We start from the raw sequence: 16,321 nt of genomic DNA, 5'->3' as shown, positions 1-16,321 counted from the left end.
AAAAAAATTAGGAAATATGATTATTCGTCATATATTCTTCCTGTGGCATGTCTGTCTGCCCAACATTGGACGCAAACTCCTACTGGAAGGCCTGCAGTATGGGTATGTGCTTTTAGGATTTTCACATCTAATGTTGTTGTTTTTCCACCAAGTCCCATTGGACCGATTCCTGACGCATTAATTTCATCTAAAATTTCCTGTTCCAATTTGGCCAATTGTGGGTCTGGATTTCTTTCGCCTACTTTTCCAAGCAATGCTTTTTTACCTAATTTTAGGCATAAATCGGATGTTCCTCCGATTCCAACTCCAATTACAGTTGGGGGGCATGGTTTTCCTTTAGCTTTCAAAACGGATTCGACAACAAATTCTTTCACGCCTTCTATTCCCTCAGCAGGAAGTGCCATTTTTAATGCATTATTGTTTTCTGAACCGAATCCTTTTGGCAATATGGTTATTTCCAGATAATCTTCATCAACAAGTTCAATATCGATTGGCGGAATGTAATCTCCAACGTTAATGTTTGTATTTTCACGGGTTAAAGGATCAACGATGTTTGGCCTAATTGGAATTTCTTTTGTAGCCTTTTTTATTCCCTCTTCAATTCCGCCGCGCAAGTCTTCAACTTCAACGTTACCTAACTTTACGAAAACTACTGGAAGACCTGTATCTTGACACATCGGAATTCCTTTTTCTTCTGCAAGTTCAATATTTTTTAAGATAGCTTCAATATTTAATCTTGCAAGGTCATGTTCTTCTATTTTAAGAGCATCTTCAAGTGATTTTTTAACATCTTCACCTAGAACAATGACTGCCTCTTTGTAAAGTTCATAAACAGTATCTTTAATTGTATCTTTAGAAATCAAAATAAAACCCTTGTAAATTTTATAATCTTATTTTTTGATTTTAAGATATTTAAATTTTAATTACATTAATTGGGCAAACTTCAACACAGTCTCCACATTTATTGCATTTTTCACCATTTATTGTGATGGCGCCGCCTAAAACTTCAATAGCTCCTTCACTACAAGCTTTTAGACATGGTGCTTCTGATGGTTGGCAGTGCATACAAAATAAGTTGGGAGTGTCAACATTTGGTGTTTGTTGACAACTTCCGCAGGTTGTACAATTTGTACAATTTCCTGAATTTAACATAATCTATTTTATTCTTCTAAAACAAGTCTTGCTCTTGCTTGACTTGTAATTACATGGACAAAGCCACTTTTCTTGCCTTCCGGTTCATATAATCCAGCCATTTTGGACAAGAATTTTTCTTGATTCTTAGCCTTGACTTTAGCAGGATCAACAACGGAAATAGCTCTTTTAGTACATGCTTTTATACATGCAGGCCCTTCGTCTCTGTCAGCACAGAGGTCACATTTTTCAGCAATGCTGGCTTGGAAAGTCATTGCACCGAATGGACAAACCATTACACATAATCCGCAACCAATACATTTCTCTGTATCGACACTTTCGTCGCTGATTGCATCGGTTGGACAGATTTTAATACATGGTGCACTTTCACAGTGTTGACATACAATGGAATAGAATAGAGAATGATGTTCTATAATTTTTATTCTACTAGCACTGTGAACAGATGCGCACATGCTTTCACAATTGAGACATCCATCACATAAGTTGCTATTTACAGAAATTTTTTCCATTGTTTTTCCTCCTATAAGCCTAGTTCATCGCACTCTGCATCGACATATTTTTGTATTTTATCAATGATTTCATCATTTAAGTGTCTGAATCTTTTTTGTGGGGCTAAATATTCTTTTACAGGTTTACGTTCTTCAGGCCTGTAAGTGATTTCGAATTTGCCGTCCACGATTTCATATAAAATCCAAGATCCAGTTTCAACAGCTAATCTACCCATTTCGATGGTTTTCTCAGAAGAGAATCCCCAACCTGTTGTACATGGTTGTTGTAAATGGATATATGCAGGACCTTTAGTTTCTGCAGCTTTTTTAACTTTTTTAACATAATCTTCAGGGAATGCTATTGATGCTGTAGCAACATAAGGTATTCCATGTGCTGCCATAATCATAGGCATGTTTTTCTTAGGTTTGTCTTCACCAAAACTGGCGCTTCCCATAGGGGATGTAGTAGTTGTTGCACCGAATGGTGTTGCACCACTTCTTTGGATACCTGTGTTCATGTATGCTTCATTATCATAACAGATGTAAGTCATGTTGTGTCCTCTTTCCATAGCTCCTGAGAGGGATTGTAAACCAATATCTACAGTTCCTCCGTCACCACCGAAAGCGATTACATTAACATCTTCTTTTCCTTGAATTCTTAATGCACTTTCAACACCGGATGCAACAGCACCGGAGTTTTCAAATGCTACGTGAATAAATGGAACTTCCCATGCAGTTTCAGGGTATGGTGTAGTCATAACTTCAAGACAACCGGTAGCAGAAATAGCTACAGTATTTTCTCCTAAAGCATTTAAAGCTAATTTGACTGCAATAGATGCTCCACAACCTGCACATCCTCTGTGTCCAGGTGCCAATAAATTTTTATCAGGTATGTCCACCATATCTATTCCTCCTTAAGTCCAATCCATGTGACTTCTTTTTCAGGCACATTTTTAGTTTTCTCATAAACTTCCAAAATTGCATCAGGTGTAATGTCTCTTCCACCTAAACCAGCAATAAATCCGTAAGCTTCTTTGTGTATTTTTGCTTTAATGTCGGTGTATAATGCTCCACCAATACCGAAGGTTACGTTTTTATCAATCACTGCTAATTTTTCACAATTTTTAACTGCTTCGTCAATTGCTTCGACTGGGAAAGGTCTGTAAGCCCTGATTTTAAGTAAACCTACTTTTTCACCTTTTTCTCTTAACTGATCAACAATAACTCTGATGGTACTGCAAAGTGAACCCATAGCAACTAAAATGATTTCAGCATCTTCAGTTTTGTAAGGTTCAACAAGACCATATTTTCTTCCAAATATTTCTGCAAATTCATCACAGGTTTGTTGAATTACTTCAAGTGAGTTTTCCATTGCCACTTGCATGTCGTGTCTAGCTTCAAGATAATAATCAGGGTCAGCTAAGTTACCAATGGACATTGGGTCTTTTGGATCAAGGTATGCATGTTGAGCATTGTATGGAGGTAAAAATTCATCTACAGGTTCTTGGTCTGGAATTTCTACAGGTTCGACTGTATGGGTTAAAATAAATCCATCTAAACATACCATTGATGGGAGTAATACTTTAGGATTTTCTGAAATCTTATATGCCATTAAAGTAGTGTCCAATGCTTCCTGTGCATTTTCAACATATATTTGTAACCATCCTGCATCTCTTTGTGCAATGGAATCTTGTTGGTCGTTCCAAATATTTAATGGTGCAGAAATTGCTCTGTTTGCATCAGCCAATACGAATGGTGTTCTCATACCTGCTGCTGCAAATAAAATTTCGTGCATTAACATTAATCCTTGTGAAGATGTTGCTGTAAATACTCTTACTCCAGTAGCACTTGCTCCAACTGCAGCACTTATTGCACTGTGTTCTGATTCTACTTTAACATATTTAGCATCTATTTTTTCATCAGCAACATATTGTGCTAAATATTCTGAAATTGTAGTTTGTGGAGTAATTGGATAAACAGGAATAACTTGTGGCTTAGCCAATCTTGCAGCTTCTGCAACTGCTTTGTTTGCGGTCATTACTTCTCTTATCATTAAATCACTCTCTTTATTCTTTTACCATTTCGATTGCATCGGATGGGCATTCATACGCACAAATTCCACATCCTTTACAGTAATCATAATCAATATCATGTTGTTTGTTCACGCTGGAATCTGGACAAAATACAATACAATTGTCACAGTCAATACATTTTTCTTTATCCAAGATAGGTTTGAATGTTCTCCAGCTTCCAGTTTTGTTGTTTTTACTACTTCCTGGTGTTGTTATTACACATCCTATATTTACCATCATCTCACCTTTTTACCCCATTTCGTAAGCTTTTTGAGTAGCTTCCGCATTCAATTCACCAATTTTTCCAGGGAAGGTTTCTCTAATCACTTCTACAAGAGATTCAATACTTACTACATTGGTTTTTTTAGCAAAATATCCTAGGATAATTGTGTTTACAATATTACGTCCTAACATATCAAGTGCAATACCAGTTGCATCAATATCGTATACTTTGTGTTCTCCGCTGCCTTTAAATTCTGTAGTGTTAATAATAACTTCGGTATTTTCTTTAATTCCTGAAAATACGTCCACTACATTCAATAAACCATCATCTAAAACTAAAACATAATCCGGGTTATAGATTTGGTATCTTAAATCGATTGGCTCATCATCAATTCTTGTAAAAGCCATTACTGGAGCTCCTCTACGTTCAACTCCAAAAAATGGGAAAGCTTGAACATATTTTCCGTCTTTGAATGCTGCTTTAGCCAAGATTTCAGCAGCTGTTACGGAACCTTGTCCACCTCTTCCATGAAAACGAATTTCGATCATTAAATTTTCCTCCATATATTTATCATGTATAATCATTATAAATTCTAAAATATATAAATTTTATGTAATAATTATTTTTTAAGTAAATTTGTTGGTTAATTTTGAATGAATAATTAGTTTTTTGTTTATCTTTTCAATAAATCAGTTCATGTCTTTGTTATATTTTCCAGTATTTGTTATAAGTTTTTTAACAATTCTTATTATTGTTGGATAATTCATTTTCAAAGATTTAATATAATGATTATTTAATAATATATTATTAGAAAATGTGTGGGGAGAACATGAAAGTTTTAATAATCACTGGTGAGTTGGCATATCCTTTAATCAAAGAAGTAGTTTCAGATTCAAAACAAGATATAATAGTTCATATTGCAGATAATACTCAAGTTGCTGCATTTTTAACTCCTAGACAAATAATTAAGGAAGTAAAAACTAACTTTTCAAATCAATTGGATGAAATTGACATGATTTTGGTTCCAGGATTGATTAAAAAAGGAACAAAAGAAATTACAAAAGAGCTTGGAATTCCAACATTTAAAGGATCCACTGACGGTGCTGATTTGGCAATGGTTTTGAATTTAATAGGAAACATCGACCTTTCTGAAGATAAACCTGCAGATAAATTGATTGAAGAAGAAAAAAGAAATGAGGCATTCAAATTCATTGAAGAATTTGAAAATGACCATGAAACTATCAACAAACTTCTTGAAAAGCCTAATAATATTTTAATTGGAAACCTTCCTGTCGGTGAGGATTTCCCAATGAGGGTTTTATCAGAAATCGCCAATGCACCATTTTTATCAAAGGAAGCCTTGATTAATAAATGCCAATATTTTGTTGATTCCGGAGCGGACATGATTGACATTGGAATGGCTGCCGGTGAGGATTTTTCAGATAAAATTCCCGACCTGATAAAAACGTTGCGCCCAATTGTCGGAGATAGGCCATTGAGCATTGACACTTTAAATCCTAAAGAAATCAAAGTTGCAGCTGAAAATGGGATTGATTTTGTTTTGAGTTTGGATTTGGGGAACAATTCTGAAATTAAAGATTTACTGATAGAAAAAAATATTCCTGCTGTGTTGCTTCCGACCAATTTTTCACAGGGAAAATCTCCCAAATCTCCTTCTGAAAGAGTTGAAGCTATGCACCAGTTAATCAAGGATACTGAAGGTTTAACATATGTTGCAGATTTGATTTTGGATCCGGTCAACAGTTCAAGTATTGTCGAATCATTTATAGCTTGCCATGAATTTCATAAAACCAATAAGGCGCCAATGTTTTTTGGTGTAGGCAATGTCACTGAATTAATGGATGCTGATTCTGGCGGTGTAAATGTATTGCTTGCTGGAATTGGTATGGAATTGGGTGCAAGCATTCTGTTTACTCCTGAAGAAAGTGGTAAAACAAGAGGTAGTGTCTATGAATTGGCTACTGCATCTAAAATGATGTTTCTTGCAAAAAATAGAAAATCTATCCCAAAGGATTTGGGAATTAATATGGTTGTATTTAAGGATAAGCATAAACGAAATGATGTAATTGTTAATGAGCTTGATGGAGTTCCTGAAATCAAACAGGAAAGGCCATTGAAATTCATCAGGGATAAGGCAGGAAGCTTTAAAATCACAGTTGATTATGGAACTACCGTAAGTGAAAGTCGCATCATAGCTACTCATTTTAAAAAGAATAAGGCTGATTTGGTAATCACCGGCCATACTGCAAAAGAAATATATGAAGAAATAATTACAAAAGAATTGGTTACCCGTATGGAACATGCAGCATACTTGGGTTCTGAACTTAAAAAAGCAGAAATTGCAATGGTTACGGGTAAAGATTATGTTCAGGATTTTGAATTATTCAAAAATCCTGACGATTTAAAAAAATAGTTTTAATCAAAGTCGCCTGAATTGGCAGCGTCTGCAGATTGTCCTGCTTGAGGAGTGCTACTTGATTCACTTGAACTTGCTTGTGATGAAGAATCTGAACTTGATTCACTGCTTGATCCTGAATCACTGGAATCCTCGCTAGGAGCAGACATTCCAGTATCGCGGACTGGACCGTTTGATTCACCAGATGAAGAATCGCTTGTAGCTGTTGAATTTGCAGTAATATTTTTAGTATGTGTTGTATTTGAAGCTGTTTTGTTTACAACAGGGTCACTATTATTTAAGTGCATTCCTGCGCCAGTAACAAATACGGCCACTACAGCAACAATAATGATAAGAACTACTAATGCAATAATAATCGTATTTTCTTTTTCCATCTTTTACCTCCATTTTTTTGTCTATATTTATTAATTAATAATTCATTTTATAAAAAGTTACAATAAAGTTTATATGATTTTATAATTAAATTTTATGTATAATTAAATTTTATGAAGGTTTCACATTGCAGGTTGATAACATTTCTATAAAAGATATTGATGAAAGATTATTGGATGCGGAATATGTCTCTAATGACGAAATTTCAACTACTTTATATTTGGCGTTATTCCTTCAAAAGCCAATGCTTATTGAAGGTCCTCCGGGAGTAGGTAAAACAGAACTTGCCAAAGTAATAGCTAAAACTTTTGAAAGGGATTTTTTCAGAATACAATGCTATGAAGGCATTACTTTTGAACAAATTGTCGGCGAATGGAATTATCAAAAACAATTGTTGCATTTGGAAGCTGCAAAAAATGATTCAAATGGTGAAGATAAAATTTTTGATGAGGAATTTTTCATTAGAAGACCATTGCTTAATGCATTTTTAAATAAGAACGATTCAGTACTGTTGATAGATGAAATTGATAAGGCTGATGAAGAAGTGGAAAGTTTTCTGCTTCAGGCATTGGGTGAACAGGAAATTACCATTAACGATTTAGGAACTTTTCAACTTGAAAATGATTTGATTGTTATTTTAACATCCAATTCTCAAAGATCTCTGCTTGATGAAACTAAAGACAGATGTTTGTTCTTATATATTCCTTACCCTACTGTTGAAAGGGAAATTGAAATTGTCAAATCAAAAATACCTGAAGCTGATGATGAAACCGTATCAACCATTGTTAATCTTGTCCATAAAATACGCAATCTCAATTTAATGAAAAAACCTTCTGTAAGGGGTACTGTTGATTGGGTCCGATCCGTTTCCAATTTGGGAACTAAAGATATGGACAAGTCTTTAAAAGACAGTATTGGTGTAGCCATCAAAAATGAAAGCGATAAAAAAAGAGTTGTTAAGGATATTTTAGATAAAAGATAAAATGATTAATAAAATTGCAACTTTATCCGCTCAGCTTAGGCAAAAGGGGCTGCCGGTCAGTGTAAGAAGCACACAATCAGCAGTTCAGGTTTATATGGCTTTGGGTGAAGATGACAGGCAGCTTTTGAAAAACGCATTGATGTCGGTATATGTCAAAGACAAATACGATATTCCAAGATTCAATAAGGTTTTTGATGGAATCTTTAAAAAGGAAGTTAAAAAGGAAAATCCAAAAAAGGATATGCGCGGAACTGCATATAAGGGTGCCGGACCCAAATCCAATAAGTATGTCATCAAAAAGAACAATAATGCTTTCAGAAAATTAAATAAGGAAAGAATCAACAATGAAAAGCTGAAGATGTTGTCTGGCCAACCGCTTCTTGAAGAGGTCAAGCAGCTTGAAAGAGACGGCGAGCTGATGAACAAGGATTTAACCAAGCTCAACAGGTTCGACCCGCGTATGCTTGAAATCTGTCAGAGATTAGGTAAAAGAATTGCAAATAAACGTTCAAGAAGGAAAGTTCAAACCAACACCAATAAAATTGATATTAGGCGGACCATCCGGGCTAATCTGAAGTATGGTGGTGTTCCATTTGAGCTTGTTAAGGCAAAACCGAGACCTCATAAAAACGAGCACCTTTTTTTAAATGATATAAGTGGGTCATGTGAATGGATCAGCAGCTGGTTTTTCATGCTTATGTTTTCAGCCCAAACAGCATTCAAAAAATCAAGAACATTCGAATTTGACAATAAGGTAATTGAAACCACTCATGCACTAAAGGAAGAATACCTATTGGATTCCTTTGTTAAAGTTAAGGACTTGAGAGTTAAAAACATGATGGTTCATGGAACTTCAGACATGTACTCTTCATTCACACAGTTTCAGGACATGGCAAAAATCAACAATAAATCTTATGTAATCATATTGTCTGATTGCCGTGATTGGTCAGGACCTAAAGTCAATGGAAAACCTGCAAGTGTTGATGTGCTTGAAGAAATTGTAAGGGATTCCAAAAAGGTCATCATCCTGAATCCTGAAGATAGAAATAAATGGGATGTAGTTGACAGCTGTGTTTCACTGTATCAGGATGTTGGAGCACAGGTCTTTGAGGTAAATACTTTAAACCAATTGGCTCAATTTGTAGAGCAAATGTAGGTAGTATAAAATGAAATGTAGTAAATGCGGCAATCCAAAAGTTATTATTAAACGAGAACAATCCGGTCAGCTATTGTGCAAGGACTGTTTTATTGAATCAATTGAAAAAAAAGTTATTAAAACAGTTAGAAAAGAGAAATTGCTGGACAAGGGAGACAAGGTTTTGGTAGCTCTTTCAGGCGGAAAGGATAGTGTAACCACATTGGAGATTCTTAACAGTTTTCGCAAAATGAATGTCATTGATATCTGTGCCGTAACTGTTGACGAGGGAATTGACAATTATCGCCAGGATGGCGTGGATATTGCAGTAAGACATGCGGAGCGCCTTGGTATTGAACACAAGGTTGTGTCTTTAAAGGAGGAATACGGCATCACTTTGGATGAGATAATGCAAAGGGAAAATCATAAGGGCTCATGCACATATTGCGGAGTATTCCGAAGAACAATCATTAACAAGGCAGCTCGTGAAATGGGAGCAACTAAAATTGCAACCGGGCATAATTTGGATGATGAAGTGCAGGCCATCATGATGAATTATCTTGAAGGAAACACTGACAATCTAACCAAATTAGGTGCAAAAACTGAATCCAAAGCTGAAGAATTCACAGTTAAAATCAAACCGTTAAGGGAAATTCCGGAACGTGAAATCGGTATTTATGTCGTTGCCAAAGAATTGGAAGTTCATTTTGACAGCTGCCCATATGCGATGCAATCTTTCAGGGGTGAAGTTTCAGAAGTCATCAACCAATTGGCAGAAAAGCACCCTACAATAAAATACTCAACTCTGAGAGGATATGATAAAATCAAGGGAATCTTAAAGGAAGAGCTTAAAAAAGATTATGCTCATGGCAGATGTGAAAGATGTGGTGAACCTTCTGCAAACAGATTATGCAAAGCGTGTTCATTTTTAGAAGAATTGGGATGTGATTAAATGTCATTTATTTTAAAATATAAAAGTATTGATGAGAAAAGGGATTTACCCAATGATGATTATACAATAAAAGATTTATTAAACGATATGGATTTGTCTCCACAAACCATTGTATCAAAGCAGAATGGCGATTTGGTCATTGAAGATACGGTAATCAATGATGGTGATGAAATTCAATTAGTTCAAATTATTTATGGTGGTTAATATTGAAGATTAGTTATGAATGTGGCCCTTGTTTTTTAAGGCAGGCTCGTGAAGCAATGGATTTGTCCTGTGATGATGATTTGCTTAAAATTGAAATCATGAATGATATATTTAATTTTTTGGCGGATAACTTTTCAAAAGACACCAATTCCAATAAAACAGGGTCCATGATGCACAATATTATCAAGAGCAAAACAGGCTGTGAAGATCCATATTTTAGGGAAAAAATCCAAGGAAATGAAATAGCTTTAAAATATTTGCCTATTGTAAAGGAAATTCTCAAAGAAAATGACAGTTTGGAAAATTATGTGAAGATAGCTATCATAGGCAATATCTTGGATTTTGGAGCATTCACATTAGATGATGATATAGATGCAATAATAAATGATTCCTTAAATGATGAACTTGCCGTTAAGGATATTGTTGAGTTTGAAAATTCACTCAAAAAACATGATAAAGTATTGTATTTGGTGGATAACACTGGCGAAATAGTCTTTGATAAATTATTGATGGCAAAAATTAAGGAATATGAATTGGACATTACAATTGCAGTTAAATCAGAACCTATCTTAAATGATGCATGCATGAAGGAAGCTCTTGAAGCAGGCCTTGATGAATTTGGAAAAATTGTGGAGATTGGTGCTGGAACTGTAGGTTATGTTGACAGTGAAATCTCAGATGAATTTAGGCAGATATTTGACTCTCATGAATTTGTCATATCCAAGGGAATGGGCAATTATGAAGGACTGACTGAAATCGACTTATCTGATAAAGATGTTTATTTCTTATTATGTGCTAAATGCAATACTATTGCTCGTGATATTGGTGTCAATTTAAAAGATATGCTTCTTTTTAAAAAATAAGTGATTTTATGATAATTGGTTTGATTGGCTTTGGAAAAGTTTGTCAAAATCTTGTAAAGTTAATTAAATTAGATGATATTAAATTTATAACATCCAAAGAAAACAGGTCAAAATCCACTATCGAATCCATTGACAATTCGGATGTGGATGTGGTGTCATCTTTTAGGGAGGTAGCAGCCAAATCGGATTTATTGATTTCAGCCACATCTCCAGCATCATCCATAGAGATAGCTAAGAAATACGGTAAATGCGTGAAAGGAATCTATTTGGATTTAAACAATATCTCTCCAGAGTCAACTTTAGAAATTGACAAATATGTTGATAATTTGATTGATGGGGCAATTATTGGAAAAATTGATTCTGACAATCCAACACTTTACATTTCAGGTAAAAGCGCTGATGAATTGTTGTTTTTGAATGATTTTTTGGATGTTGTGGTGATAAGTGATAAAATTGGTGATGTGGCTATTTTAAAATTGCTCAGAAGCACTTATACCAAAACACTTTCAGCACTTCTGATAGAATCTTATCAGATTGCTCAAAATTATAATCTGGAAGATGAATTTTTTGATGTAATTTCCGTAACTGAGGGTGGTGACTTTAAGAACCGTTCATTGTCCAGAATCAAAAACACTTTAGCCAATTCAAAAAGAAAAAGTGAAGAATTAAATGAAATTATCGAGTGTTTCAGTCAAAACGAACTAATAATGGTTAAAGCTGCTTTGGATAAATTCAGCCGATTGTAACCATAACTTTAAACCCTTTTTTAGCTTTTTTTATAGTTCCGTTAACCGGAATAAAATGAGAATCCATAATATATCTTAAATATGTCACTTCACGTGCAGGCAATCTTAAATTGGTTTTAATCTTTTTTCCTTCACTTTTGAACTGAACTGAAATTTTTCCTTTTTTGTCAACATACAGGTCAGTGGCAATGCCTTCTTTGGTGATTTTGCTTTCAAATTTGGTTAAGTTAAGTCCCGCTTCCAGAGTTGACGGGGCATCAACGGCAATGTTTTTGCTTCTAAACTCATCATTAGCTTCACGAGCACTAACACCTTCATCTGTCATGCTTGCAACATACCATGCTCTGTCAATTACCTTTTGAACTTTCTGATTTTCTGGAATAACTCCTTTTTCTTCATAACTTTTCATAAGATCCATTACTTCTTTTTTGCTGACGTTCATTTCAATGGAACTTATGGCCAATCGGGTCATGACGGGACCATATTCAGACCTTCTAAATACTGCCCAAATTGATTCTGGGTCTCTGTAAACTCTTCGTTTAATAATTTCATTAATGGTTTTCCCATTCAGGTAAGCTATTTTTTCTAGATTTCCTCTGGAATATGTGTTCATTCTTTTATATATTTCGTCCCAATTTCTATTGCCCGGAACATTGCCCAAAGCAATTTCCCGTTCAAGAATTTCAACAGTGGTTTTTGGGAGTACTTTATAAATATTTGATGGAATGGACATTCCATTATCGATAATTGACTGTCTAATTAATCTTCCGGAGTATTCGGATTTATTCAACTCCTTCACTACATGGAAATTTAATTTGGATCCTAAAAATTCATTTAATGCATACCAACGAATTTCATTTCTGTTTGTATAATGTTTTGGCATTCCAACGAAGTTGCCTTCATCAATGAATTTTTGAGCTTTGGATTTGATTTCATCAAGGCTGATGCTTGCTGAAGTAATATAATCTGTAACTCCATCATCAATCATTTGCTGGAGTCTTATTGGGACGCTGTATGATAATATAAGTCTGTGGTGCAACCCTTCAAATGATTTGACTTCGTCTGCACCTAAAGCCAGTGCCATTTCACGACGGGCTTCAAAATTTACAAAAAATGGGGCATGATTTGCACTAAATCCCTTATTCAGATAGACAACTACCTTTTTGCCTTCACTGTCTGCAATTTTACATGCTTCCTTGATTAATTTTTCATGACCTTTGTGAACAGGGTCAAAATCAGCGCTAATTCCAATCAATATAAACACCAAAAAAAGAGATTATGTGGATAGTCTTTATCCATCCATCAACTTTAAAATTCCGCTAATCACTAACCATGCTCCGATTAATGTACCAAGAACAATAGGATCAGTAATGAATGTTCCAATAATCAGGTATAATAATCCAAGAACTACTCCAGCTATTCCAATGTAAAAACCATATCTTGTGCTACGGTTATTAATTAATGAAACAAGTCCAACAACAATCAACATTATTCCAGCAATATATAATGTCAGTCCTGCTATAACTCCAAGGAATGCTGGATTGTATATTAAAAAGATACTTAACAGCAATAGTATTAATCCCAAAAGCAAATTCAATATTGCTCCGGTTTTATTGTAATCAATTATGCTGGTTCCAACGATAAGCAAGTATATGGATACTAATAATACTGATAAGCTAATTAAGCCATTAACGCCAACAATTCCCATTACTGGAAATATTATAATAAGTAATCCTAGAATAATGGCTAATAAACTAATGAATTTAGTTTTCATATAATTTTTCCTCCTAATAACTATTTACTATTTTAAATTATATTAATATAATGGAATGTGTTTTATTTCAACGGTTGATGAGTTCATATCACTATTTTCTATTTCAGCTAACCATTCTTCTTTACATTCACAGTCATATTCTATTTTACTTTGTGTTAAATTATTGGCTATTATCATATGTTTTAAATCTTTATTGCATTTTTTACAATTGTATGGGCCTCTTCTTGAACCAAATCCTGATGTGTCCAAAAGTGCAGGTATGTCCAACTCATCACGTACTGTATTGATTATTTCAATGCAAGACCAGATCCATGGTGGCTGATATGCGCCTTGTCTCCATAATCTTTCGATAACTGTTCCTCCATGAATTGTTGCAGGGCAGAATGAAAGTCTGTTTACTCCAATTGAATCGCAATATCTGGCAGTTTCTATTGCTTCATCAATTGCCTGTGCTTCAGAAATTAAAATTGGCTTTACAAAGATGTATGCTTTAGATTTCAAATTGTATCCTTTGTTTTCAGACATGTTTTGCATTAATTTGACTGCATTTTCAAAGTCTTCTTTTGTAAAACCTTTATTGATTTTATTAAGTCGTGTATAATCATTTGAAGTTTCAAGGCCAATGCTTACTTCAAATAAGGTATCTCCTATAATTTCAAAAATTTCATCAAGCACATCCTCTTTTACATATTCTGGCCGTGACTCAACAATAATCTCTTTGACATTTCCAAGGTCAACCAATGTTTTCAGAATTTCATCACGGGCATCTTTAGGAAGTTCATATGGGTTTAAGAAGCTGCCTGATGCAAAGAGTTTAACTGAAATCTTATCTTCCTCAGCTATTGGATGTCTTTGTAGGTGTTCGTTAAAAATTCTAAGGATTGTTTGTGTATCGATTGGCTCCAGAGTGCAATCTGATACGTAGCTGCACATTGTACATCCGCCACTATCTCCAAGTGCCCATGCACAGCCTGGTGTTGGCAATATGATGAATAATGTTTTTGAAACGCCATTGTAAGTTAAATCATCATTGTACCAGCTGGCACCAACCTGTTCTGGAGTCTTTGGATCTTTTCGCTCAAAAGCCCTTTGTCTGATTTCTTTACATAAATTTTCAATTTCCATTATAATACCTGCAATATAATAAATGAATATTATATAATTATGGTTTTGTTATAATTAAAAATTGTGTTAGAAAAATAGTATGTTATTAAGTTGTGTATAAAGGTTTAAAAAAATAAAAAAAGAAAAAAGTAGCAAGTTTAGAAACTTGCGATTACTTCTCCTAATAATTTAATGGATTCTTCTACGTCTTTACCTACAGGGGATCCTGCTACGTATTGAGTTACACCCATTTCAGCTAAGCCTTCAATTTTAGGGATGAACTCATCAGGAGTACCACATACGGAAAATGCGTCGAGTGCTTCATCGGTTACAGCACCAATAGCTCCACCGAAGTCACCTTTAGCTAAGAATTCACCCATTTGGGTGTTGAATCCATCAGGTAATCCGTGTCTTTCGATAACTGGAGGTGGTGAACCTGCTGCAATAAATGCAACTACGATTTTAGCTGCGTTTTTAGCTGCGTCTGAGTCTGGTCCGATAGAGGTTGCAGTGTATGCACCTACGTCGAATGCTTTGTCTCCACCAGCTGCTTCAAGACCTTTTTTGATCATTGGCATAGCTGCTTCATAATCTTTAGGGTTGGAAGCGTTAATTAATACACCGTCTGCGATTTCTCCAGCGGTTTCTAACATTTTAGGTCCTTGTGCACCCATGTAAATAGGGATTGCATCTTGTACTTTTTTAACTCCACCTAAAGCTGCTCCAGCTTCAGTTTTTTCACCTGCTAATAAGGTGTTAATGTCAGCGATTGCTGCTTTGATAGTGGATACAGGTTTAGTCCATTCAATTCCTAAAGCATCGAAAGTTGCTTTGTCACCAGGACCAATACCGAAGGTTGCTCTTCCTTCTGAAATTTCGTCGATAGTAGCGATTGCAGAAGCGGAAATTGCTGGGCTTCTTACGTATGGGTTGGTTACACCAGGACCCATTTTAATGGTTTCAGTTTCAGCTGCAATTAATGCTAAGGTTTCGTATACGTTTTTGTTGTTGTAGTGGTCAGTGATCCATGCGTATTCAAAACCGACATCTTCTGCTATTTTTACTAATCTTACGAGTTCTTTTAAAGGTATTTGAGGTACGAATTCTATACCAAATTTCATAATTTATCACCAATAATATCTTTGGTTAGCCTATATATAAAGTAATTATTATTTGAATTAGATAGAAAGTTTTATATATTATCTGTTGGGGATGTCTTGAAATATTTATAATATCAAATATGGTATTAATTATTTTATTTTTTGTAATACTTGATTGTTCGATGGAAGTATGACGAAACTTTTTATTAAATGTTATAGTTATATTTGATAATATTATCTTTTTTAAAAATATACGTTCATATGATTAGTAAAATACAAATTTTATAATTTTATATTTGTATTTAATTATTTAAATATTAATTGCAATGATTTTTAATTGAATTTGTTAGTATAATTTCCGTCTGTATTAGATGTGCTATATGTTTTATGGCGTTGGTTTAAGTCATATTGTATTTACAATTCTGACTATGATGACTGCTTTTCCGCATGTAGCTATATTTTATCATATTTATTGTATTAATTAAATTATTATTATAATGAATGTGCTTTTGTGAGTACTTGAGTTTTTCGGGTATGATGTAAGTTTTGTAGATGTGGTGAAATTTGATTATAGAAACTTTTATATCAAATTTTTAGTGTATTACACTCGTCTATATTTTTTTAGCGTACTTCATAATACTTTATACTTTATTATGTCTGTTATGTTTCAATTCTGTTTGATCCTGGCAGATGTTACTGCTATTGGGATTCGATTAA

Annotated in this window: 19 protein-coding genes; 7 read left to right on the top strand and 12 right to left on the bottom strand. The window is 34.4% G+C overall.

Features of this window, described 5'->3' with window-relative positions:
- Window positions 1–20 precede the first annotated feature (20 nt).
- The 7 genes from QZ143_RS07300 to porC are packed head-to-tail and all read right to left on the bottom strand — an operon-like array spanning window position 21 to window position 4,483.
- A complete protein-coding gene (locus QZ143_RS07300; protein WP_292609215.1) occupies window positions 21–863 on the bottom strand; it encodes a fumarate hydratase in 843 nt (280 codons plus the stop codon).
- A gap of 49 nt (window positions 864–912) precedes the next feature.
- Window positions 913–1,152: a 4Fe-4S dicluster domain-containing protein gene (locus QZ143_RS07295; protein ID WP_292609213.1), complete on the bottom strand. Its 240-nt coding sequence runs from the start codon at window positions 1,150–1,152 to the stop codon at window positions 913–915.
- Window positions 1,153–1,160: 8 nt separating this feature from the next.
- Complete coding sequence (locus QZ143_RS07290; RefSeq protein WP_292609210.1) at window positions 1,161–1,661, bottom strand: 4Fe-4S dicluster domain-containing protein; 501 nt, start codon at window positions 1,659–1,661, stop codon at window positions 1,161–1,163.
- A gap of 11 nt (window positions 1,662–1,672) precedes the next feature.
- Window positions 1,673–2,539, bottom strand: a complete 867-nt coding sequence (gene porB, locus QZ143_RS07285; RefSeq protein WP_292609261.1) for a pyruvate synthase subunit PorB — start codon at window positions 2,537–2,539, stop codon at window positions 1,673–1,675.
- A 5-nt stretch (window positions 2,540–2,544) separates the two neighbouring features.
- Window positions 2,545–3,693: a pyruvate synthase subunit PorA gene (porA, locus tag QZ143_RS07280; RefSeq protein WP_292609208.1), complete on the bottom strand. Its 1,149-nt coding sequence runs from the start codon at window positions 3,691–3,693 to the stop codon at window positions 2,545–2,547.
- 13 nt (window positions 3,694–3,706) lie between these two features.
- Window positions 3,707–3,949, bottom strand: a complete 243-nt coding sequence (gene porD / locus QZ143_RS07275; protein ID WP_292609206.1) for a pyruvate synthase subunit PorD — start codon at window positions 3,947–3,949, stop codon at window positions 3,707–3,709.
- A 12-nt stretch (window positions 3,950–3,961) separates the two neighbouring features.
- A complete protein-coding gene (porC, locus tag QZ143_RS07270) occupies window positions 3,962–4,483 on the bottom strand; it encodes a pyruvate synthase subunit PorC (protein ID WP_292609204.1) in 522 nt (173 codons plus the stop codon).
- 281 nt (window positions 4,484–4,764) lie between these two features.
- Here porC and QZ143_RS07265 point away from each other — a divergent pair, with 281 nt between their 5' ends.
- The gene (locus QZ143_RS07265) at window positions 4,765–6,369 is read left to right on the top strand and encodes a dihydropteroate synthase-like protein (RefSeq protein ID WP_292882702.1); all 1,605 of its coding nucleotides are present in this window, start codon (window positions 4,765–4,767) and stop codon (window positions 6,367–6,369) included.
- A gap of 2 nt (window positions 6,370–6,371) precedes the next feature.
- Here the strand turns inward: QZ143_RS07265 and QZ143_RS07260 are convergent, their stop codons facing one another.
- Window positions 6,372–6,746 (bottom strand): hypothetical protein, encoded by a 375-nt coding sequence (locus QZ143_RS07260; protein ID WP_292882699.1) that lies wholly within the window; start codon window positions 6,744–6,746, stop codon window positions 6,372–6,374.
- Window positions 6,747–6,871: 125 nt separating this feature from the next.
- On the opposite strand from QZ143_RS07260, the gene QZ143_RS07255 reads away from it, so the two are divergent.
- Genes QZ143_RS07255 through QZ143_RS07230 form a run of 6 tightly spaced genes read left to right on the top strand, consistent with a single transcriptional unit; the run spans window position 6,872 to window position 11,626 of the window.
- Window positions 6,872–7,726 (top strand): MoxR family ATPase, encoded by an 855-nt coding sequence (locus QZ143_RS07255; protein ID WP_292882696.1) that lies wholly within the window; start codon window positions 6,872–6,874, stop codon window positions 7,724–7,726.
- 1 nt (window position 7,727) lies between these two features.
- On the top strand, window positions 7,728–8,882 hold the full coding sequence (locus QZ143_RS07250) for a VWA domain-containing protein (protein ID WP_292609196.1): 1,155 nt from the start codon (window positions 7,728–7,730) through the stop codon (window positions 8,880–8,882).
- Between the two features lie 10 nt (window positions 8,883–8,892).
- Window positions 8,893–9,813, top strand: coding sequence for a TIGR00269 family protein (locus tag QZ143_RS07245; RefSeq protein ID WP_292609194.1), 921 nt, complete (start codon window positions 8,893–8,895; stop codon window positions 9,811–9,813).
- A complete protein-coding gene (locus QZ143_RS07240) occupies window positions 9,814–10,017 on the top strand; it encodes a MoaD/ThiS family protein (protein WP_292882693.1) in 204 nt (67 codons plus the stop codon). It begins immediately after the preceding gene.
- 2 nt (window positions 10,018–10,019) lie between these two features.
- Window positions 10,020–10,880 (top strand): ARMT1-like domain-containing protein, encoded by an 861-nt coding sequence (locus QZ143_RS07235; protein WP_292609190.1) that lies wholly within the window; start codon window positions 10,020–10,022, stop codon window positions 10,878–10,880.
- Between the two features lie 8 nt (window positions 10,881–10,888).
- Window positions 10,889–11,626, top strand: a complete 738-nt coding sequence (locus tag QZ143_RS07230) for an NAD(P)-dependent oxidoreductase (RefSeq protein ID WP_292609188.1) — start codon at window positions 10,889–10,891, stop codon at window positions 11,624–11,626.
- On the opposite strand, the gene QZ143_RS07225 is transcribed toward QZ143_RS07230, so the two are convergent.
- The 4 genes from QZ143_RS07225 to mer all read right to left on the bottom strand — a co-directional run bounded on the left by QZ143_RS07225 (window position 11,613) and on the right by mer (window position 15,625).
- Complete coding sequence (locus tag QZ143_RS07225) at window positions 11,613–12,890, bottom strand: adenylyltransferase/cytidyltransferase family protein (RefSeq protein WP_292609259.1); 1,278 nt, start codon at window positions 12,888–12,890, stop codon at window positions 11,613–11,615. The two genes, QZ143_RS07230 and QZ143_RS07225, sit on opposite strands and share 14 nt — an antisense overlap.
- Window positions 12,891–12,917: 27 nt before the next feature.
- On the bottom strand, window positions 12,918–13,400 hold the full coding sequence (locus QZ143_RS07220) for a DUF308 domain-containing protein (protein WP_292609186.1): 483 nt from the start codon (window positions 13,398–13,400) through the stop codon (window positions 12,918–12,920).
- Between the two features lie 42 nt (window positions 13,401–13,442).
- A complete protein-coding gene (locus QZ143_RS07215) occupies window positions 13,443–14,525 on the bottom strand; it encodes an archaeosine biosynthesis radical SAM protein RaSEA (protein ID WP_292882690.1) in 1,083 nt (360 codons plus the stop codon).
- A 137-nt stretch (window positions 14,526–14,662) separates the two neighbouring features.
- Window positions 14,663–15,625, bottom strand: a complete 963-nt coding sequence (mer, locus tag QZ143_RS07210) for a 5,10-methylenetetrahydromethanopterin reductase (RefSeq protein WP_292882687.1) — start codon at window positions 15,623–15,625, stop codon at window positions 14,663–14,665.
- Window positions 15,626–16,321: the final 696 nt, after the last annotated feature.

This window comes from Methanobrevibacter sp. UBA188 (genome assembly GCF_905234905.1).
GTDB lineage: Archaea > Methanobacteriota > Methanobacteria > Methanobacteriales > Methanobacteriaceae > Methanocatella.
This window is presented reverse-complemented; position numbering and strand designations above follow the sequence as displayed.